This is a genomic window from Comamonas aquatica, assembly GCF_018064205.1.
GTDB classification, from domain to species: domain Bacteria; phylum Pseudomonadota; class Gammaproteobacteria; order Burkholderiales; family Burkholderiaceae_C; genus Comamonas; species Comamonas aquatica.
Genome location: NZ_CP072916.1, coordinates 825,429 through 846,283 on the forward strand (window position 1 = coordinate 825,429; position 20,855 = coordinate 846,283).

At 64.9% G+C, this 20,855-nt stretch carries 12 protein-coding genes, 4 tRNA genes and 1 riboswitch; of the genes, 5 read left to right on the plus strand and 11 right to left on the minus strand.

From position 1 onward, the window contains the following. Positions 1-24 precede the first annotated feature (24 nt). Both KAQ61_RS03850 and KAQ61_RS03855 read right to left on the minus strand, forming a co-directional pair. The gene (locus tag KAQ61_RS03850; RefSeq protein WP_210931693.1) at positions 25-447 is read right to left on the minus strand and encodes a GNAT family acetyltransferase; all 423 of its coding nucleotides are present in this window, start codon (positions 445-447) and stop codon (positions 25-27) included. Between the two features lie 5 nt (positions 448-452). After that, the gene (locus KAQ61_RS03855) at positions 453-1,751 is read right to left on the minus strand and encodes an O-acetylhomoserine aminocarboxypropyltransferase (protein ID WP_210930556.1); all 1,299 of its coding nucleotides are present in this window, start codon (positions 1,749-1,751) and stop codon (positions 453-455) included. Between the two features lie 343 nt (positions 1,752-2,094). Here KAQ61_RS03855 and KAQ61_RS03860 point away from each other — a divergent pair, with 343 nt between their 5' ends. Beyond that, complete coding sequence (locus KAQ61_RS03860) at positions 2,095-2,562, plus strand: CBS domain-containing protein (protein WP_210930557.1); 468 nt, start codon at positions 2,095-2,097, stop codon at positions 2,560-2,562. A 96-nt stretch (positions 2,563-2,658) separates the two neighbouring features. Here the strand turns inward: KAQ61_RS03860 and KAQ61_RS03865 are convergent, their stop codons facing one another. Then, on the minus strand, positions 2,659-4,872 hold the full coding sequence (locus KAQ61_RS03865; protein WP_210930558.1) for a bifunctional diguanylate cyclase/phosphodiesterase: 2,214 nt from the start codon (positions 4,870-4,872) through the stop codon (positions 2,659-2,661). 93 nt (positions 4,873-4,965) lie between these two features. On the opposite strand from KAQ61_RS03865, the gene aroC reads away from it, so the two are divergent. Continuing rightward, positions 4,966-6,063, plus strand: coding sequence for a chorismate synthase (aroC, locus tag KAQ61_RS03870; RefSeq protein ID WP_042412249.1), 1,098 nt, complete (start codon positions 4,966-4,968; stop codon positions 6,061-6,063). A 163-nt stretch (positions 6,064-6,226) separates the two neighbouring features. Here aroC and nrdR read toward each other — a convergent pair whose 3' ends face one another. From nrdR to KAQ61_RS03885, 3 genes are all read right to left on the minus strand, one after another. Then, entirely contained in the window at positions 6,227-6,676 is a 450-nt protein-coding gene (nrdR, locus tag KAQ61_RS03875; RefSeq protein ID WP_042412247.1) for a transcriptional regulator NrdR, read from the minus strand. A gap of 12 nt (positions 6,677-6,688) precedes the next feature. Then, positions 6,689-7,933, minus strand: a complete 1,245-nt coding sequence (gene glyA, locus KAQ61_RS03880; protein WP_210930559.1) for a serine hydroxymethyltransferase — start codon at positions 7,931-7,933, stop codon at positions 6,689-6,691. A gap of 35 nt (positions 7,934-7,968) precedes the next feature. Next, positions 7,969-8,128: riboswitch (ZMP/ZTP riboswitch) on the minus strand. Positions 8,129-8,231: 103 nt separating this feature from the next. Then, entirely contained in the window at positions 8,232-9,080 is an 849-nt protein-coding gene (locus KAQ61_RS03885; protein WP_045266486.1) for a lytic transglycosylase domain-containing protein, read from the minus strand. 528 nt (positions 9,081-9,608) lie between these two features. On the opposite strand from KAQ61_RS03885, the gene KAQ61_RS03890 reads away from it, so the two are divergent. Beyond that, positions 9,609-13,349, plus strand: a complete 3,741-nt coding sequence (locus tag KAQ61_RS03890; RefSeq protein ID WP_210930560.1) for a DUF748 domain-containing protein — start codon at positions 9,609-9,611, stop codon at positions 13,347-13,349. 150 nt (positions 13,350-13,499) lie between these two features. Continuing rightward, positions 13,500-16,028, plus strand: coding sequence for a DUF349 domain-containing protein (locus KAQ61_RS03895; RefSeq protein ID WP_210930561.1), 2,529 nt, complete (start codon positions 13,500-13,502; stop codon positions 16,026-16,028). Positions 16,029-16,169: 141 nt separating this feature from the next. Here the strand turns inward: KAQ61_RS03895 and KAQ61_RS03900 are convergent. The 4 genes from KAQ61_RS03900 to KAQ61_RS03915 form a co-directional block, all read right to left on the minus strand. Then, positions 16,170-16,254 (minus strand) — tRNA-Leu (locus tag KAQ61_RS03900). 77 nt (positions 16,255-16,331) lie between these two features. Beyond that, positions 16,332-16,416 (minus strand) — tRNA-Leu (locus KAQ61_RS03905). An 87-nt stretch (positions 16,417-16,503) separates the two neighbouring features. After that, positions 16,504-16,588 (minus strand) — tRNA-Leu (locus KAQ61_RS03910). A 140-nt stretch (positions 16,589-16,728) separates the two neighbouring features. Further along, positions 16,729-16,813: transfer RNA gene (locus KAQ61_RS03915), tRNA-Leu, on the minus strand. Between the two features lie 33 nt (positions 16,814-16,846). Here KAQ61_RS03915 and rnr point away from each other — a divergent pair. Continuing rightward, positions 16,847-19,171: a ribonuclease R gene (rnr, locus tag KAQ61_RS03920; RefSeq protein ID WP_210930562.1), complete on the plus strand. Its 2,325-nt coding sequence runs from the start codon at positions 16,847-16,849 to the stop codon at positions 19,169-19,171. Between the two features lie 170 nt (positions 19,172-19,341). Here rnr and KAQ61_RS03925 read toward each other — a convergent pair whose 3' ends face one another. Beyond that, the gene (locus KAQ61_RS03925; protein WP_210930563.1) at positions 19,342-20,853 is read right to left on the minus strand and encodes an NAD(P)H-hydrate dehydratase; all 1,512 of its coding nucleotides are present in this window, start codon (positions 20,851-20,853) and stop codon (positions 19,342-19,344) included. Positions 20,854-20,855: the final 2 nt, after the last annotated feature.

A 20,855-nucleotide genomic window follows, 5' to 3' on the forward strand; every position in this document is an offset into this window, starting at 1 on the left:
GTTTTTATGAGAATGTTGGGGGGCTCAGGTGTCGGCAATCAGCCGCTTGCCCAGGCACAGGCTGTGGTCGTGCACATAGCCCAGGCTGGCGTAGAAGGCGAGGACGGCGTCGTTGCCGGCGCGCACCTGCAGGTTGAGCTTGGGGCAGCCGCGCGCGGTCAGCATCTGCTCGGCCAGCTGCACCAGGTGGCGCGCATGGCCCTGGCGCTGCAGCGACGGGTGCACGGCCAGGTAGTTGATCCAGCCGCGGTGCCCTTCGTAGCCAATCATGATCGAGGCCATGACCGCGCCGTCTGCGTCCGTGCCCACCAGGAACAGCTCGGGCTGCACCTGCAGCTTGCGGTCGATGTCCTGGTAGGGATCGTTCCAGGGCCGCGTCAGGCCGCAGGCCTGCCACAGCTGGACCGTGGCCTCGGTATCGGCGGGCGCGAACGCGCGGATCTGCAGCGCCATCAGGCCGCCTTCTCCGCAGCCTTCAGCGCGCGCTTGAGGTCGTCGATCAGGTCGTCCGCGTCTTCCAGGCCGATCGACAGGCGGATCGTGCCCTGGCCAATGCCGGCCTGGGCCAGTGCCTCGTCGCTCATGCGGAAGTGCGTGGTGCTGGCGGGGTGGATCACCAGCGAGCGGCAGTCGCCCACATTGGCCAGGTGGCTGAAGACCTTCAGCGTTTCGATGAACGTCTTGCCCTGGTTGCGGTTGCCGGCAATGTCAAAGCTGAACACCGAACCCGCGCCGCGTGGCAGTAGCTTTTGCGCTAGCGCGTGCGAGGGGTGCGACTCCAGCATGGGGTGGCCCACGCGGCTGACCAGCGGGTGGCTGGCGAGGAACTGCACCACCTTCTCGGTGTTCTTCATGTGCTTTTCCATGCGCAGCGGCAGCGTCTCGATGCCCTGCAGGATCAGCCAGGCGCTGTGCGGGCTCATGCAGGCGCCAAAGTCGCGCAGGCCTTCGCGGCGCGCGCGCAGCAGGAAGGCGCCGACGGTGCTTTCCTCGCTGAACACCATGTTGTGGAAGCCGTCGTAGGGCTGGGTCAGCTCGGGGAAGCGCCCCGACTTTTCCCAGTCAAAGCGGCCGCCATCGACCACGATGCCGCCGATCACCGTGCCATGGCCCGACAGGAACTTGGTGGCCGAGTGGTAGACGATGTCCGCGCCATGCTCGAAGGGCTTGATCAGCCAGGGCGAGGTCAGGGTGGAGTCGACCAGCAACGGCACGCCGGCTTCGTGGGCAATCGCGCTGACGGTGGGAATGTCCAGCACATCGAGGCCGGGGTTGCCCACGGTTTCGCCGAAGAACAGCTTGGTGTTGGGGCGCACGGCGGCGCGCCATGCGTCGATGTCGCCAGGCTTCACAAACGTGGTCTCGATGCCGAAGCGTGCCAGCGTGTAGTGCAGCAGGTTCTGCGAGCCGCCGTACAGGGCCGTGCTGGCCACGATGTGGCTGCCCGCACCCATCAGCGTGGCGATCGACAGGTGCAGCGCCGCCTGGCCGCTGGCCACGGCAATCGCGCCCACGCCGCCTTCGAGCGCCGAGACGCGCTGCTCCAGCACCGCGTTGGTGGGGTTGGAGATGCGGCTGTAGACATGGCCGGGGCGTTCCAGGTTGAACAGGCTGGCCGCGTGGTCGCTGGATTCGAAGACGAAGGACGTCGTCAGATGGATGGGCACGGCGCGCGCGCCGGTGGCGGGGTCGGGCTGGGCGCCCGCGTGCAGGCTGAGGGTGTCGAAGCCGGGATCGGCATAACCGGGCATGAAGCGTCTCCAGATCAATCAGGGAAATGCCGAACATGCTGGCACAGATGCGCGCACGAGGCAGCCAATTGGGCGACCGGGCGACCTGCGGAAAACCCTGAGTGCCCGCCCTGCACGCAGGGGTGCGGCGTGGTTGAAAAACCATAGCTGCTGGCGCGCCAGTTGGCGGTGTTTGCAGTGCTTGGGCACTTATTCAACACTGTAGACAAGCGCGGGCAGCTATTTTTTGTGTAGCGTGCGTGTCCGCCGTGTGGCAGATCCGGCCCGTATCGGTCAGGATGTGGGCTATATTGCGCCACAGGCGCCGCCGCAGGCTGCGGCAGCCATTCTGGAGAGACAAGACATGAAAGTGAGCGACATCCTGCGCCTCAAAGGCAGCACCCTGTATGTGGCACAGGCCGACGATGCCCTGGCCGATGCGGTGGCGGTGATGGCGGAAAAAGACATTGGCTCGCTGGTGGTCATGGAGCATGGCGACGTGGTCGGCATGCTGACCTTCCGCGAGGTGATCCAGGCCACGGTCAAGAACGGCGGCAGCCTGGGCACGACGCGCGTGCGTTCGGCCATGGACGATGCCCCGCTGACCTGCACCATGGAGACCGAACTGGACGAAGTGCGCCGCATGATCCTGGACCGCCACGCGCGCTACATGCCGGTGATGGACAAGGGCATGCTGATGGGCGTGGTCAGCCTGTACGACGTGGCCAAGGCCGTGGTGGACAGCCAGAACTTCGAGAACAAGCTGCTCAAGGCCTACATCCGCGACTGGCCGCAGCAAGAGCCCAGCGATTCGCAGGACCAGGGCCGCTGAGCCCTGGCGTGTCCGCGCTGGGCGCGGTGCGGCGCCCCCGAAAAAAAGCTTCCCATCGGGAAGCTTTTTTCATGCCCGCCGCACGATCCGCGTGCCTCAGTCGTTGGGGTGGGACAGTGGCGCTGCCGCGTGGCGCTCGGCGTGCTGCTGCACCCAGGGCCCGATGTCGGTGGCCGGCATCGGCTTGGCGAAGCGGTAGCCCTGCAGCACGGGGCAGCCGTGGCGCGCCAGCCAGTCGGCCTGTTCCTGCGTTTCCACACCCTCGGCGACCACGGTCATGCCCAGGCTGGTGGCGATGTTGAGTACCGAGCGCGTCAGGGCGCTGGCGGCACTACTGACGGTCACATCCTGCACAAAGCTCTTGTCGAGCTTGAGCTCGGAAATCGGCAGGCGGTGCAGATAGCTCAGGCTGGAGTAGCCGGTGCCGAAATCGTCCATGGACAGGCGCATGCCCATGGCGTGCAGCGTCTGCAGGTTGTTGAGCGTCGCGGGGCTGCTGTCCAGCATCACGCTTTCGGTGATCTCCAGCATCAGGTCCTGGCCGGTCAGGCCATGGCGCAGCAGGGTCTGCTGCACCTGCATGGCGAAGTCGGGCAGGTGGAAGTTGTTGGTGGACAGGTTGACCGACACGTGCGGCATGGGGACGCCCTGGGCACGCCAGGTGGCCAGCTGGGTGCAGGCCGCGTCAATCAGCCAGCTGGTCAGGGTGTGGATCAGGCCGGAATCCTCGGCCACGGCGATAAAGCGCGGCGGTGGCACCCAGCCCCACTCGGGGTGTTGCCAGCGGGCCAGGGCTTCCACGCCGTACAGCCTGTGCTGCCCGCTGCTGCAGATCTGGGGCTGGTAGTGCAGTTGCAGGCCACCGGCGGCCAGGGTGGTGCGCAGCTCGCGCTCCATTTCGGCACGCTCCTGGCTGATCTTGCCCATCTCGGGGCGGTAGCGCTCCCAGCGCTGGCTGCCCTGGCCCTTGGCGGCATACATGGCCTGGTCGGCATGGCGCAGTAGGGTCTCGATGTCGGTGCCGTCCTCGGGGTAGGTGCACACGCCGACGCAGGCGTTGGGCGTGGTCATCACGCCATTGATGCTGAAGGGCTCGGCAATCGCATCCAGCATGCGCTGCGCCAGAAAGGGCATCTGGTCGGGAGCGCAGTGCGGCATCAGGACCGCGAATTCGTCGCTGGACAGGCGCCCGACCACGTCTTCGGGGCGCGTGCAACTGCCCAGGCGGTCGGCAATTTCGCACAGCAAGGCATCGCCGGCGGCGTGGCCCAGGCTGTCGTTCCACAGCTTGAAGCGGTCCAGGTCCAGGAAGAACAGCAGGCCCTGGTGGCCGCGCATGGCGTGCAGGGCCTGCTCCGCAGACTCGTTGAACATGGTGCGGTTGGGCAGCCGCGTGAGCGTGTCGTAATAAGCGAGTTGCCGGATGCGGTGCTTGCTGGCGTCGCGCTCCATGGCCACGGCGCACAGGTGCAGGCAGGCCAGCACCAGCTGGCGGTGCAGCTCGTTCGGGCTGCGCGGGGTGTCGAAGTAGAAGTCCAGCGTGCCGACGACCCTGCCTTCGTGGTTCTTGATCGGGCTCGACCAGCAGGCCTGCAGGCCTGCGCTGGTGAACAGGGTGGCGACGGCGCCCCAGTGCGCATCCTTGGTAATGTCGGGGGTTATCACTTCATGGCCGAGGTAGGCGGCCGAGGCGCTGGCACCGTGGTCGGGGCCGGAGCGCACGCACTTCATGAGCTCCAGCACCTGGGGCGCGATGCTGGGTGCAGCCAGCGGGTTCAGCAGGCCGCTGGCGTCCACGTCCATGACGCAGACCTTCAACCGGGGAATCATCTGCTCCAGCGTGCCGCACATGTCGTGCAGCAGGTTGGCCAGGGGCTTTTCCATGACCACGTCTTCCAGCATCTGGCGCTGCAGAGCTTCGAAGCGTTTGGTGAAGCCGATGTCGGTCAGCACGATGACCTCGGCCGTGGTGCCGACCTTGGGGAAGGGCTGGCGGTTGAGGGTGTTGACCGTGGCCGCGACCCACAGGGGGCTGCCGTCTTTGCAGCGCAGCAGCAGCTCGCCCGTGTAGGCGCCGTGCTGCTCCAGCTCGTCGCGGATGTGGGGCGCCAGCTCCGTGTCCTGTCCCAGCAGCTTTTCCAGCGGCCATTGCCCCTGCATGTCTTGCAGGCTGTAACCCAGCAAACGCGTAAAACCTTCGTTGACATCGGCCACGCGCAACTGCTCGTCGGTGACGAGCCAGGCACTGTTGCTGCTGTGTAGCGCTTGTAACCAGTCCGCGGTGGGGGTGGCTGGTGTCAAGATGGTCATCAAGCGGCTTCCTTGAAAAATTTCTCAAATAGTAACAAGCTGTGGAAGCCACGCCAAGGCGTGACGGGTTGCGCATGCATAATTCAGCGCACTATGAGCGGCAATACCTTCGGAACACTTTTCACCGTCACCAATTTTGGCGAGTCGCATGGCCCAGCGATCGGCTGCGTCATCGATGGCTGCCCCCCAGGGCTGCCCTTGACCGCGCAGGACATCCAGGCGGACCTGGACCGCCGCCGTCCCGGCACCAGCCGCCATGTGACGCAGCGCCAGGAACCCGACCAAGTGGAAATCCTCTCGGGCGTCTACGAGGGCGTGACGACAGGCACTCCGATTGGCTTGCTGATCCGCAACACCGACCAGCGAAGCAAGGACTACGCCAACATTGCGCAGAGTTTTCGCCCCGGGCATGCGGACTATGCCTACTGGTACAAGTACGGCGTGCGCGATCCGCGCGGCGGTGGACGCTCGTCGGCCCGCCTGACGGCCCCCACCGTGGCGGCCGGCGCGGTGGCCAAGAAATGGCTGAAGCAGAAGTTCGGCACCGAATTCCGTGCCTGCATGACCCAGATCGGGGAGCTGCCCATCGGCTTCGAAAGCTGGGAGCATGTGCCGCACAACCCCTTCTTTGCGCCCGTGGCCGATGTGCAGGCGTTCGAGGACTACATGGATGCGCTGCGCAAGTCCGGCGACAGCTGCGGCGCCCGCATCCGCGTGCAGGCCACGGGCATGCCCGTGGGCCTGGGCCAGCCGCTGTACGACCGGCTGGATGCCGACATCGCCTACGCCATGATGGGGCTGAATGCCGTCAAGGCGGTGGAGATCGGTGCCGGCTTTGGTAGTGTCGCCCAGCGCGGCACCACGCACGGTGATTCGCTCAGCCCCGAGGGTTTTCGCAGCAACCACGCCGGCGGCATCGTCGGCGGCATCAGCACCGGCCAGGACCTGGAGGTGAGCATCGGCATCAAGCCGACCAGCTCCATCCTGTCGCCGCGCGAGTCGATCGACGTGCACGGCCACAGCACGGAAGTCAGCACCAAGGGCCGGCACGACCCCTGCGTGGGCATCCGCGCCGCGCCGATTGCCGAGGCGCTGCTGGCGCTGGTGGTCATGGACCACGCGCTGCGCCACCGCGCGCAATGCGGCGATGTGCAGTGGACGGTGCCGCCGATTCCTGCGGCAGCGCCCTGAGGGCTGTAAAAAAGATAGCTGTTGGCGCTGGCTAAATCAGTGGTTCAAGGTCTTAATGGCCTGAAGTGCTGAATGCTGGTGCGCCAGCAGCTCTCTTTTTCAAGCCGCTGAAGATCAAAAAGGCCGCATGCAGCGGCCTTTTTTTCATGGGGTGGCGTGGGCTTCAGGTGCGCACTTCGTCCACCAGCAGCTTGAAGTCGTCAATGTCCTCGAAGCTGCGGTAGACGCTGGCAAAGCGGATGTAGGCCACCTTGTCCAGCTTGCGCAGCTCGTGCATCACCAGCTCGCCGATGCGGCTGGAGGGCACTTCGCGCACGCCGGCGGTCAGCAACTGCTCTTCCACGTGCTCGATGGCCGCATCCACCTGGGCGGAGGCCACGGGCCGCTTGCGCAAGGCCAGGGCAAACGAGGCCTGCAGCTTGTCGCGGTTGTAGTCGATGCGCCGGCCGTCCTTCTTCACCACGGTGGGAAAGCTCACGTCGGGGCGTTCGTAGGTGGTGAAGCGCTTGCCGCAGCTCAGGCACTGGCGGCGGCGGCGGATGAAGGCCCCTTCCTCGGCCACACGTGTTTCCACCACGGCGGAATCAGGGTGGCTGCAGAACGGGCACTTCATGCGGTCACCGGATTACTGGTAGACGGGGAAGCGGGCAGTCAGCTTGGCCACTTCGGCACGCACGCGCGCCAGATTGGCCTCGTCGTTGGGGTTGTCCAGCACGTCGGCCACCAGGTTGGCGGTGATGCGGGCTTCCTCTTCCTTGAAACCACGGGTCGTCATGGCGGGGGTACCGACGCGGATACCGCTGGTCACCATGGGCTTTTCGGGGTCGTTGGGGATGGAGTTCTTGTTGATGGTGATGTGGGCGGCACCCAGGGCAGCTTCCGCAGCCTTGCCGGTGATGCCCTTGGCACGCAGGTCCACCAGCATGACGTGGCTCTCGGTGCGACCGGAGACGATGCGCAGACCGCGGGCGGTCAGGGTCTCGGCCACGACCTGGGCGTTCTTCACGACTTGCGCTTGGTAGGCCTTGAACTCGGGGGTCAGGGCTTCCTTGAACGCCACGGCCTTGCCAGCGATCACGTGCATCAGCGGGCCACCTTGCAGGCCGGGGAAGATGGCGCTGTTCAGCGCCTTCTCGTGTTCGGCCTTCATCAGGATCACGCCACCGCGGGGGCCGCGCAGGCTCTTGTGGGTGGTGGTGGTGACCACGTCGGCGAGGGGCACGGGGTTGGGGTACACGCCGGCGGCAATCAGGCCGGCGTAGTGGGCCATGTCCACCCACAGGATGGCGCCGACTTCCTTGGCGATCTTGGCAAAACGCTCAAAGTCGATGCGCAGGGCGTAGGCCGAGGCGCCAGCGACGATGATGCGGGGCTTGTGCTCACGCGCCAGCGCTTCCATCTTGTCGTAGTCGATGGCTTCTTCGGCGTTCAGGCCGTAGGACACCACGTTGAACCACTTACCGGACATGTTCAGGGGCATACCGTGGGTCAGGTGGCCGCCTTCGGCCAGGCTCATGCCCATGATGGTGTCGCCGGGCTTGGCAAAGGCCATCAGCACGGCCTGGTTGGCCTGCGAGCCGGAGTTGGGCTGCACGTTGGCGGCTTCCGCGCCGAAGAGCTTCTTGATGCGGTCGATGGCCAGCTGCTCCACCACGTCCACGTTTTCGCAGCCGCCGTAGTAGCGCTTGCCGGGGTAGCCTTCGGCGTACTTGTTGGTCAACTGGGAGCCCTGGGCTTCCATCACGGCGGGCGAGCAGTAGTTCTCGCTGGCGATCAGCTCGATGTGCTCTTCCTGGCGGTGGTTTTCAGCCTGGATGGCCGCAAAAACTTCGGGGTCGACGATCTCGACGGTATTGGTGCGTTGGAACATGGTTTGGCAGTCCTGTGAACTTGTATTCCCTTGAAAAGGGCTGCCCAGGCGAACGGCTAAAGACGCCCGATCAGTCTGGGCGGTACGCTCCCCGGTGGTTGGCACAGAGTCGGCAAGCCGCCCTGTGCAGCGATTCCACGTCAGTGCGGAGCCCGGAAGGCGGGCGCGCACCTATCGCCAGTTGCGTACCCTGCAAGTGTAGCCCAGGCCACCGGGCCCGGAAAACAACACAGCGCAAGCACCGCGTCGGCGCTGGGCCATTGCGGGTGCTTGCGCTGCGGGCGCGATCCAGGTGGGATTACAGGTTGGAGCTGCGCGCCAGGGTGCCGTCGTCGTGCACGTTGCTGGCGGCCACGGCCTCCGTGGCCTGGGCGGCTTCGGGGGTGATCAGGCGCTTGGCCACCAGGGCCGGGCGTGTGGATGTGGTCGGGGTGGTGCTGCCGGCCACCTGGCGCAGGCGGCGGTGCTCGGCCATCACCTTGGAGGCGTAGCCTCCGTCGGAGTTCAGGTTAGCGGCGCCGACGTAGTACTTCAGCGCCCCTTCCACGGAGCCGGTGATGCGGATGTAGTCCTTGAGGATGGCCACGCCCACGCGCAGATTGCTCAGCGGGTCAAATGCCGCATGGTTGCCGCCGAAGTTCTCGTACTTGTCGGTGTGCACCTTGGTCATCACCTGCATCAGGCCTTGCGCGCCGACCGAGCTCTGGGCAAACGGGTTGAAGCTGGACTCCACCGCCATGATCGCCAGGATCAGGGTCGGGTCGATCCGTTGCTGCGTGCCCAGCTCGAACGCCTCGGCCACGATGGCGGCAATCGGCTCGGCCGCGACCTTGTACTTCTTGCTGATCCAGTAGGCGACCGCGGCCTGCTCCTTGGGCAGCTCCTTGGGGTTGGCCGCCGTGGTGCGCTCGATGGCTTCCGGCTCTGGCGTGTAGCCGACCACGGCCACATGGCGCTCTTGCAGCCAGTCGCGCAGTTGGGCTTCACCCTGGGTGCGCAACTCGGGCTTGGCCACGAGGGCCACCACGGCAAAAGCAACCGCCAGGCCGATCAAGGCGAAGCTGTTGTGAATGATTTCTAAAAAGCCTTCGGTGACATCCGACGCAAAGGTGCGTACGGCGCCCACCCAGTTTCCCGGCTTGGACATGGCGTTTCCTTTCTGGAGGCTGGGGTGGAGTGCCCGTAGGGGGCGTTCCTGCGCGCCAGCCTGAGATCCGATAGCTACTGTTTCATGCGCTTACTCAGCGCCTCGAGGGCATGAACATCCCCAGGCGGGGATTGAAGTAACAACGATTGACAATCTTGCGATTTGAAGAGGGCGGATTCTAAATTTGCTCAAAATTACCAGTCAATACTTTAAAAGTGGTTTTTTATTACTTTTGGATCTTATTTGGCGATGCGGAATGCGGGCTACAAGCCGTAACTGCCTGTAAAAGCTGGGTTTGCGACGTTTGTCAATGCCTGGGGCGCTATCAAACTGGGGGTGTGCTTATTTGATTTTTAAATTCATCAATCTGTTCGATAGTTGAAATATTTGAGAATGGCGCGGGATATGACAATTGATGACGTATCCCTGCTTGGATCAGTGTTAATTTTTTGGCGGGCTTCACCGGGGCGCCAGCGCGCGCGTTAAGGTTCAAGCAGGGCATCACCTATGTACGGAGCAGGTTCAACAATGACAAATACACAAGCACGGCCGGGGATGGGGGTGGGGCGCAAGCTGGCAGTGGCCGCTGGCGCTGTGGTCTTGGTTTGGGGCGGGCTCTGGCTGGCTTTGCCCGGTGTGATTGCACGGCAGGTGCAGGACAAGGCCACTGAAGCCTTGGGGCGCACCGTGACCGTGCGCAGCGTTGAGGTGTCGCCCTGGTCGCTGGCCGTGGCGGTGCGGGGGCTGGAAGTGGCAGGCTTGCCGGGTCAGGCGCCCGCGCTTTCTATAGAGCGTCTCTATATCAATGCCTCTGCCACCAGCCTGTTGCGCTGGGCGCCGGTGCTGGATGCGCTGGAGCTGGACCAGCCCATCGTGCGCGTGCGCCAGAATGCGCCCGGCCACTGGGACTTTGCGGATGTGCTGGAAAAGCTGCAGCAGAACCCGGAGCCCAAGGACCCCGATGCGGGGCTGGCGCGCCTGGCGCTCTACAACATCCAGATCCGAGATGGCCGTGTAGAGTTGGATGACCAGGTCGCCGGGGTGCAGCACAAGATTGAAGCGCTGCAGATGCAATTGCCCTTCATCAGCACGCTGCCTTCGCAGCGCGAGGTGAAGGTGCAGCCCCAGCTGTCCATGCGGCTGAATGGCAGCGAGATGGCCACCCAGGCGGTGGCCACGCCCTTTGATGAGGCGCATCGCGCGCAGGCCAAGCTGCAGATTCAGCAGTTTGATCTGGCGCCGTATTCGCCTTATCTGCCGGCCAGCGTGCCGGTCCAGCTGCAGCAGGGGCAGCTGGATGCCGAGCTGCTGGTGGCCTTCGAACAGGTCGAGCAACCGACGGTGCAACTACAAGGCAGCACGCTGCAGGTGTCCAACCTGCAACTGCAAGACCGTGCGGGCCAGCCATTGGCGGGGTGGTCGCAGCTCAAGGTCGAGCTGGGCGATACGCGCCCCTTGCAGCAGCAGGTGCGTGTGGCGGCGGTCAGCCTGCAGCAGCCTTTCGGGCATGTGCATCGCCGGGCGAATGGGGGATTCTTGCCCGCACCCGCACCCGCACCCGCACCCGCACCCGCACCCGCACCCGCACCCGCACCCGCACCCGCACCCGCACCCGCACCCGCACCAGCGGTGGTGCCGGCTGTGGCTGCGACGGATGCTGCACAAAGCATAGCTGCCAGCGCTGAGTGGAAGCTGCTCATCGACCGATTGGATGTGGAAGGCGGTTGGGCCAGTTGGCGCGATGAGATGGGGCAGGTCGGGGCCGCCTTGCGCGTCGACCAGTTGCAGCTGCAAGCCCGGGATCTGGCATGGCCCATGGGGAGCGACGCCCAGTGGACACTGGCGGCGCAGCTGCAGGGGGAAGACCGCGCTGCGCGCGGCAGCCTGCGCAGTACCGGCAAGGGGGGTATCGACCGGGGGCAGGCCTCGGTGGTGGTGGACAAGTTCGATGCCCAGGCGGTCCAGGCCTATGCCCGGCAATGGGTCAAGCTGCCGGTGGGCGGCCTGGCCTCGCTGACGGCCGACGTGACCTGGCAGTCTGGCCAGCTCCAGGCCACGGTGCCGACACTGGCCGTGGAGTCGGTAGCGCTGGGGCGTGCGGCCGCGCCGGAAGTGGCGTGGACCGGGTTACAGCTGCGCAATCTGCGACTGGATACGGCCCGGCAGCAAGTCCTGGTGGAGCACGTCGGGCTGGAGGCGCCACGGGCCCGGGTGCAGCGCAATGCCCAGGGCCGCTGGATGTATGAGCAATGGCTGCAGCCCGTGGCCGGGGCGCCGGCCAAGGGGCGCGAGACGGTCACATCCCCAGCCGGCAAGCCCTGGCAGGTGCAGGTGCAGGACATGGAGCTGGCTGCCGGGCAGGTGGAGCTGACGGACGCCTCGCTGGGTGACATGCCGCTGGCGATCCGCTTGACGGACGTGCAGCTGCGCATGCAGAACCTGGACAGCGTCAAGGGCACGGCCCAGGCCAAGCTGTCGGCCCGCATGGCCGAGCGCACGGGGCGCGGCGGCTGGGGCAAGCCGGGATCCTTGTCCTACGACGGCGATGTGCAACTGGACCCGTTGATGACCAAGGGCCGGGTGCAGGTCAACGCCTTGCCCTTGCAGGCGTTCGAGCCGTACATGGCACCGCATCTGAATGTGCGCCTGGTGCGTGCCCTGGCCAGTTTTGATGGCACGGTGCAGTTCGCCCAGCGCCCCAAGGGGCCGCAGCTCCAGCTCCAGGGCCAGGGGCGGGTGACGGATGTGCACGTCCAAAGCCTGCTGGGGGATGCGCAGGCGGCCCATGCTGTCCAGGGGCCGCATGCGGCGACCGCTCTGGCCGCCGAAGACCTGCTGCGCTGGAAGCAACTGCGCCTGCAGGGAGTGCGTATGAACCTGCAGCCGGCGCAACCACCGCACATCCAGGTGCACAGCACCGAGTTGCAGGATTTCTTTGCACGGGTGGTGGTGTTGCCGGAAGGGCGGCTGAATTTGCAGAACCTGGTGAAGACGGCGCAGCCCGAGGGCGGCGTCGTCGCCGCCGATGCGGTTGCGCCAGTCCCTGCGGAGCAGGCCCCGGCCGCCAGTGCCGTGCCTGCAGCGCCATCGGCGCGCATTGACATGGGGCCGATCACCTTGCAGGGCGGGGTGATCAAGTTTTCGGACTTTTTCATCCGCCCGAACTACACGGCCGACTTGACTGCCCTGCAAGGCAGTTTGGAGGCCTTTTCCTCGCAACCGACCGCCCCGGGCGAGGCGCCTGCCCTGGCCAAGCTGACGTTGGACGGGATTGCACAAGGCACGGCGCAGTTGCACATCGATGGACTGATTAACCCTCTGGCCCAGCCCTTGAGCATGGATGTGCGTGCCCAGGTGCAGGGCCTGGATCTGTCGCCGCTCACGCCTTACGCTATTAAATATGTGGGGCACGGGATCGAGAAGGGTAAGTTCAGCATGGATGTGCGCTACCAGGTGCAGCCCGACGGGCAGCTCACAGCGTCCAACCAGTTGGTGCTGAACCAGCTCACCTTCACGGATCCGGTCGAGGGGGCGCCGACGTCTTTGCCCGTGCGTCTCGCGGTGGCGCTGCTGGCCGACAGCCACGGCGTGATTGACTTGAACCTGCCGATCAGTGGTTCACTCAACGACCCGCAGTTCCGCATCGCACCCGTGGTGTTCAAGATCATCGGCAACATCATTCGCAAGGCTGTGACGGCACCGTTCAGCTTGCTGACGGGGGCGTTTGCGTCCGAGGATGACAAGAGTGACATCGCGTTCGAGCTGGGGCGCGCCAGCCTCAATGCCCAGGCACAGAGCAATTTGCAGCAATTGGCCAAGGCCATGAACAGCAAGCCGCAGCTCAAGCTCACCCTGGTTGGCCAGGCCAATGGCGCCACGGAAGCGGAGGGCTGGAAGCGTGCCCAACTGGAGCAGTTGATGAATGGCCCCAAAGCCGAATCCGATGACGAGGCGCCGCCCGAGCGCAGCGACAAGCAGAAGCTAGCGGCCCTCAAGCAGGCCTATCGCAACACGGTCAAGGACCGCCCGCGCAACATGCTGGGCTTGGCCAAGGACTTGCCCGCCGAGGAGATGCAGGCCCTGATCCTGCGGGACATGGTGATTCCCGCCACCGCCTGGCCGGATCTGGCCGCCGCGCGCGCCCAGAACGTGCGCGATTACTTGTTGACCCAGGGGGTGGATCCTGGCCGCGTGTTCCTGGGCAACGCGGAAACCAAGGCTGCCAACCCGGCGACCCCTTCGGTGTTATTGAACATTTCTGTCCAGTGATACTTTGGGTCTTTGCAATTAGCGGCGAAAATACACGCTAACCAGCGCGCAAGCTGGGAGTGCAGCTTGCGCGCAAGACACAAAGCCCTTCATACCTTTGGGATGAAGGGCTGTTTCCTATTTCATGATTCCTAATTTATCCGCAGCCACATGTCTGACGCACCTGAAATGAATCCCTCCCCAGCCAAGCAAGCAGAGGCTCATCCGCTCGATGCATTGACCGGCGGTGCGTTTTCTGCCGCGACCTCGGGTGATCGCGCTGCGCGCATCCGCGAATGGCTGGGTACGCAGCCGTCTGAGGAGCAATTGCAAGAAGTCTTCAAGGAACTGAGTGTGCGGGACAAGAGCGTGGCACGCCTGGTGCGCGAGCGCATCGACGATATCCGCCGTGTCAAGAGCCAGGAAGTGATTGCCGTGGAATGGGCGCAAAAGGCCCAGGACTTGCTGGCCGCGGCGCCGTTGAATGTGGCGGAGGCGGTGGCCTGGCAGCGGGATGCGGCCAAGGCTGGAGCCCCCTTGTCGCGCGAGCCCTTGGCCGGCTTGAAGCAGCAATTGGCCGAGCGGGTCAAGACCATCGAAGACCTGCAGCACCGTGTGCAGGTGCAGCGTGAGGCTGCGGTGCTGCTGGCGCAGCGCATCGAGGTGTTGTCCACCAAGTCGTGGCACGACGCGGCGGCCGCCCAGGAAGGGCTGCGTGCGGATGTGGCCAACTGGCAGGCCCAGGCGTCCGAGCTGACGGGTGACGCCAGCTGGCCCAGCGTGAATGACCGTTTCCCGCCACAACTGCAAAACTCGCAAACCCAGCTGCTGGTGGTGTGGGAAGCTTTCGAGTCGGCGCTCACCCTGACGCAGGCTGCGGCAGCCGATGAGCAGGCACCTTTGCCGCCTGTGCCCATGTGGGCCGATGAAATCCGCGTGGCCCGCGGCCTGCCTTCCGAGCTGGTCGCGGCCGCGCCCGCGAAGGCCGTGGCCAGCAAGCCTGCCAAGGTCGATGCCATGCACAAGCAACAGACGGCCGTGCAGGCCGTGCAGCCCGCGTTGCAGGCGCTGGCGGCGGCGCAGGACAAAGCAGCGGCGATTGCCGAGGTGCGGGCCTTGCTCAAGCAACAAGGGCGCTGGCTGGATGCAGCCACGGCCCAGCAAGTGCACGAGCAGTTGCTGGCTGCGGGGGACACGCAAGGCTGGCAGCCTCAGCAGGTCGACCGTGTGCGTGAAGAACTGGTGGCCAAGGCGGAGGGCCTGCTGGCCCGTCCCGAAGGTCAGGCCCTGGGCGGACGTAAGCTTCAGGAGGCTTTGCGCCAGTTGCGCGAGCAGTGGAAGCAGGCCGACCAAGGCGCTGCGCCCAACCATGCGCTGTGGAAAAAGTTTGACGATGCGTGCAACAGTGCCTACAAGCAGGTGGAAGCCTGGTTGGAGCGTGTGCGCGCGGAAGCCGGGCAACACAAGGCTGCGCGCCTAGCGCTGATCGATGAAGTCAAGGCGTGGGCGGCGGCACACGCCCAGACCCAGGACTGGAAGCAGGCCACCCGCGCTTTGCGCCAGTTTGCAGAACGCTGGCGCGATGGTGGCCACGTGGGTGAAAAGCAGTTTGCCGAGTTGCAGACAGCTTGGAAGCAGGCCATGGCCCAGGCTGAAGCGCCGCTGCATGCCGCACAAAAGGCCAGCATCGATCGCCGCCATGCCATGATTGCCGAGGCACAGGTGCTGGCTGATGCACCCAGCCTGCGCATCGACGCCGTCAAGGCCTTGCAGCAGCGCTGGCAGGCCGAGGCGCAGGCCGTACCTCTGGATCGCAAGCATGAGCAAAAGTTGTGGGACACCTTCCGCAAGCCCTTGGATGAGGCTTTCGACCGCAAGGGTGCTGAGCGCAGCCGTGCGCCTTCTCTGGAGCATCTGCCTCCTCACGATCGTGCTGTGTTGGAAGCCGCCAAAGCCTTGCAGGCAGCGAATACCTCAGGTGATGCCTCGCAGATCCGGGGTGCCATGGCGGCTTTGGAAGCGGCGTTGCATGCACAGCCATCTGCAGAGACCGACGTTGCGGTGACCGAGGCAGCCTCCCATACAGATGCATCGCCGTCGGCGGTGGTCAAGCAGGATCGCCCTGTGGTGGCGGTGCGCGGTGATGACCGTCCGGGCGCGAAGAAAGAAGCCGTTGCGCCGGTGCGCGACCTGCGTGCTTCGGCGCGCAAGGATGCGCGTCCGCAGCGGGCAGAGCGTGGTCCGCGCCTGGGAGATGCGGCTTTTCGTGCCCAGCGTGAAGCACTGGAGGGGGCGCAATTCGCCTTGCGCAAACTGGCCGCGCAAGCCCATGGCGAAGCCGTGTCTCACTTGGTGGATGCCTGGGTGCATCGTGATGCCGAGCGTTTGCCGTCGGCCCAGGAGTTGGGCGGCAAGGTGACAGCGCAGGTGCGCAATGCCTGGGTGCAGGCTGTGGCCGCGCCTGCGACAGGGGATGCGGGCGAAGCCTTGCTGCGCCTGGAGATCGCGGCCGATGTGCCAACGCCTGCCGAGTACTTGTCTGCCCGCCGCATGCTGCAACTGCAGCTGCTCACACGCCGCAATGCAGCCACGCCGGACCAAACATGGTCGCAGGACGTGGCCACGGTGCTGGCTGCTGCCCACTCGGATGCTGCGGCACGCCGTTTGCACAACGTGCTCAAGCCGCTGATGCGCAAGTGATGGTGTGATAGTGTGAAGGGGTGGACATGCGTCACCCCAGTCGATGCAAAAAAGCCGCTGGATTCAGCGGCTTTTTTTATGGCGAAGAGTCGTAGGAGCAAACAAAAAAGCCATCGCGATAAGGCGATGGCTGGTTGTGTCTGGTGCCCAGGAGAGGACTCGAACCTCCACGGAGTTACCCGCTAGTACCTGAAACTAGTGCGTCTACCAATTCCGCCACCTGGGCAAAATCAACTGCTTGTTTGTAGGTGTGGTGGCACCCGGCAGTATGATTTTGTTGGCATTGACAATGCCGCAAATTTTTGGTGCCCAGGAGAGGACTCGAACCTCCACGGAGTTACCCGCTAGTACCTGAAACTAGTGCGTCTACCAATTCCGCCACCTGGGCAAAAGACAGTTGTTTTTAATGAAGTGAGGTAGCACTCAACAATCTGCTTTTGTTGATGCATGCCGAACAGACATGCATCGCAAATTCTGGTGCCCAGGAGAGGACTCGAACCTCCACGGAGTTACCCGCTAGTACCTGAAACTAGTGCGTCTACCAATTCCGCCACCTGGGCTGATTTCCATTGTCAACTTTTAAGGGTTAACGCTAGATTTCAATTTTTCTGAATTTCAAATTCTACTTCCAAACAAAACGTTCACTTGGTAGTTTGTGAACTTTTTGTTTTCCGACGCTGCATGCAGTTGTCGTTAAACTTGGTGCCCAGGAGAGGACTCGAACCTCCACGGAGTTACCCGCTAGTACCTGAAACTAGTGCGTCTACCAATTCCGCCACCTGGGCTTTCAGGAAAGATTTAGATTGTATAGCAAAAAAATGGACCAACGCACCAATTCACGCAATTCGCTCAAAGAGATTGAAGGCACGGTGCAGGGGCATCGCGATGGGCACGGTTTCATCATCCGTGACGACGGTGAGGCGGACATCTTCATTCCCGCCAATGAGATGCGGGCGGTGCTGCACAAGGACCATGTGCGTGTGACCATCGTGCGCCAGGATCGGCGCGGCCGCCCCGAGGGGCATATCGTTGAGATCATCGACCGTCCCACCAAGACCTTGATCGGTCGCCTGCTGCAGGAAAGCGGCGTGTGGCTGGTGGCGCCGGAAGACAAGCGCTATGGCCAGGATGTGCTGGTGCCGCAGGGGGCCACCAGCCAGGCCAAGACGGGCCAGGTGGTGGTGGTGGAGTTGACGGAGGCGCCGGCGCTGTTTGGTCAGCCCGTGGGGCGCATCGTGGAGGTGCTGGGCGAGGTTGACGACCCCGGCATGGAAATCGAGATCGCGGTGCGCAAATATGGCGTACCGCATGTGTTTTCGGAGGCCTGTCTGGCAGCGGCGAAGGCGCTGCCGGAAAAAGTCATGGCCAAGGACCGCAAGGGCCGTGTGGACCTGCGCGATGTGCCGCTGTGCACCATCGATGGCGAGGATGCCCGCGACTTCGACGATGCCGTGTATTGCGAGCCGGCCAAGGTAGGGCGTGCCAAGGGGTGGCGCCTGCTGGTGGCGATTGCCGATGTGAGCCACTATGTGCAAAACGGCAATGCCATCGACATCGATGCCTACGACCGCGCCACCAGTGTCTATTTCCCGCGCCGCGTGATTCCGATGTTGCCCGAGAAGCTGTCCAACGGCCTGTGCTCGCTGAACCCCGATGTGGATCGCCTGTGCATGGTCTGCGACATGCTGGTCACGGCCAAGGGTGAGGTGCATGCCTACCAGTTCTACCCCGGGGTCATGCACAGCCATGCCCGCTTCACCTACACCGAGGTGGCGGCCATCCTGTCGAACACCCGTGGACCCGAGGCAACGCAGCGCAAGGCGCGCGTGCCGGATCTGTTGAACCTGCACGGCGTCTTCCGCGCCTTGCTGGAGGCACGCAATACGCGCGGTGCGGTCGACTTCGACACGGTGGAGACGCAGATCGTGTGCGATGAGAACGGTCGCATCGAAAAAATCGTGCCCCGCACGCGCAACGATGCACACCGCCTGATTGAGGAGTGCATGCTGGCGGCCAACGTTTGTGCGGCCGACTTCATCGAACAGAATGGGCGCACGGCCTTGTTCCGCGTGCACGACAAGCCGTCGGCCGAGAAAATTGATTTGCTGCGCGGTTACCTGAGGGCGGTGGGTGTGAACCTGTCGGTGTCGGATACGCCCAGCCCAGCGGAATTCCAGGCGATTGCCGATGCCACCAAGGACCGGCCCGATGCCCAGCAGATCCACACCATGCTGCTGCGCACCATGATGCAGGCCATGTACATGCCGGACAACGGTGGGCACTTTGGCCTGGCGTTCAGTGCCTACACCCACTTCACCAGCCCCATCCGCCGCTATCCGGACCTGCTGGTGCACCGCGTCATCAAGTCCATTCTGAACGACGCCAAGTACAAGCTGCCCAAGCTGCCCGAGCCCGGCGAGGCCCAGGCCAAGCTGGCCAAGCGCCTGGCCAGCCGGGTGGGGGAGCCGCAGATCCAGCCGCGCAGCCGTGCCGTGATGGCCGAGTTGCAGGCCTGGGAAGCTGCAGGCCTGCATTGCAGCGCCAACGAACGCCGTGCCGACGAAGCCAGCCGCGACGTGGAAGCCTGGCTGAAGTGCAAGTACATGCGCGATTACCTGGGTGAGGAATTCGCGGGCACGGTGACGGCGGTGACCTCCTTTGGCATCTTCGTGACCCTGGATGCGATGTATGTCGAAGGTCTGGTGCACATCACCGAGCTGGGGGGGGACTACTTCAAGTTCGATGAGCAGCGCCAGGAGTTGCGCGGCGAGCGCACCGGGGTGAGCTACACGATTGGCACGCGCCTGCAGGTGCAGGTCAGCCGCGTGGACCTGGATGGCCGCAAGATCGACTTCCGCATCGTGCAGGACGAGCAGGAGGCGCTGAACACGCGCAACCGGGGCGGCAAGCGCGCTGCGTTTGCCCCGCGGGGCGAGGGTGATCGCACGCACGAAGAGCCGACACCCCGTGCCCGCAAGGACAAGGGGCGCGGCTATGGCGGTGCCGGTGCTGGTGGAGCCAAGGCCAAGCCGGCGTCCGGCAAGTCCTGGCAGGATCCGGCGGCCGCTGGCTTTGGTGCCGTGCGCGGCAAGCCGAACGCCGAGGACAAGCCGGCGGGCAAGTCCGGGCGCCGCCGCCGCTGAGGCAGGCTGCCGCAACCCGGGGCGGGGTCCTGTGGGTTGCGCGACTGTCGCCCGGCATCATCCGCTGGGCTGCCTTTAATCTAAGAGCTGCTCGCGCAGATCTGGCAAGGGTTTCGAATGGTTTTCTATTTGAAACGCTTGTCCAGCCAGCGCGAGCAGCTCTTTTTTATTCAAAGACTTTGTAATTGCGCCTGGGCCAGCGCGGAGGCGATCAGGGCGCGCTGGGCCGACCATTGGTCAGCCAGGGCGCCATGCTCCCATGCGGCCTGGCTGGCGACGGCGTGGACGGGCAGGTCGGCCTGCCAGCGCGCGGCCAGGATGCCGGCCAGTACATCCCCAGTGCCGCCGATGGCCAGGCGCGGATTGCCCGTGGGGTTGATGTGCGGGGTCTCGTCTGGGCTGGCGATGATGCTGCCCGAGCCTTTGAGCAGCACCGTGCACTGCAGACTGTCGGCCAGCGCCTGTGCCGCGGTCAGGCGTTGGGCCTGCACCTCGGTGGTGCTCTGGCGCAGTAGGCGTGCGGCCTCCAGCGGGTGGGGTGTCAGGATGGTGGCGTGGCCGCGTGCGCAGCGGGCCTGCACGGCGTGGTGCAGGGTCTCGTCACGGGCCAGTGCGTTCAGTGCATCGGCATCCAGCACCAGGCGCGGCGCCTGTTCCAGCACGGCGGGCAGCCACGCGTGCACGGCTTGCCCGCCGCCGCAGCCGCACACCACGGTGGCGTGGGCCAGGTGGCTGCGCGCGCTGTCCGCATCCGGCAGCATCAGGTCGGGCAGTGGCGGGTAGACGCTGAATTCCGGGGTGTTCAACAGGTGCAGCAGGGTGCGGCCTGCGCCGTGGTGCAGGGCGGCGCTGGCGGCCAGGATGGCGGCACCGACCATGCCAGGGGCGCCGCCGATCACCAGCACATCGCCAAAGCTGCCCTTGTGGCTGTCGTGCCGGCGCCTGGCTTGGGGCGCCGGGCCACTGAGCCAGGCGCTGGGGGGCTGTTGCTGCAGCCAGTCGGTGCATTCCAAGTCGTCCCACCAGATGTCCCCGCAGGCGTCGCGCCCGTGAGCGGTGAACAGCCCGGGTTTCAGGGTCAGCAGGCTCAGGGTGTGGCGGCTGCTGGGCTGCCAGGTCTCGGGGGGCGTGTAGCCGGGGAGCCAGGTGCCGTGGTCGGTGTCCAGGCCCGTGGGCAGATCGACGGCGATCGAATGCCCGGCGCTGGTGTAACTGCGCTGCAGCAACTGCTGCAGCGGTGTGGCGTCGGCACCACTGCGGGCGCGCTGGCCCAGTCCCAGTAGCGCGTCGATGACCACATCTTCGGTGGTCAGCGACGGAGTGGCGTGGGGCGACAGCCACTCCACCGGCGTTTGCCGGGCCTGCTGCCAGGCGGCATGGGTGTCGTCGCTGCACGCGTCTGGGTTGCCCAGCCAGTGCACGCCGACTTTCAAGCCGCGCCGCGCCAGATGGCTGGCTGCCACCAGTCCATCGCCACCGTTGTTGCCCGGCCCGCACAGCACCCAGGCCTGGCGCGCCTGCGGCGCCACGGTGCGGGTCAGGTCGGCGATGGCCTGGCCGGCGCGCTGCATCAGGCTGGGTTGTTGGGGTTGGGCCAGTGCGGCCTGCTCGATGCTGCGGCTGGCTTGCGCATTCCAGAGGGGCCGTGATGTGGTGGCGTGCCAGTGAATGCGCTGCAGCATGG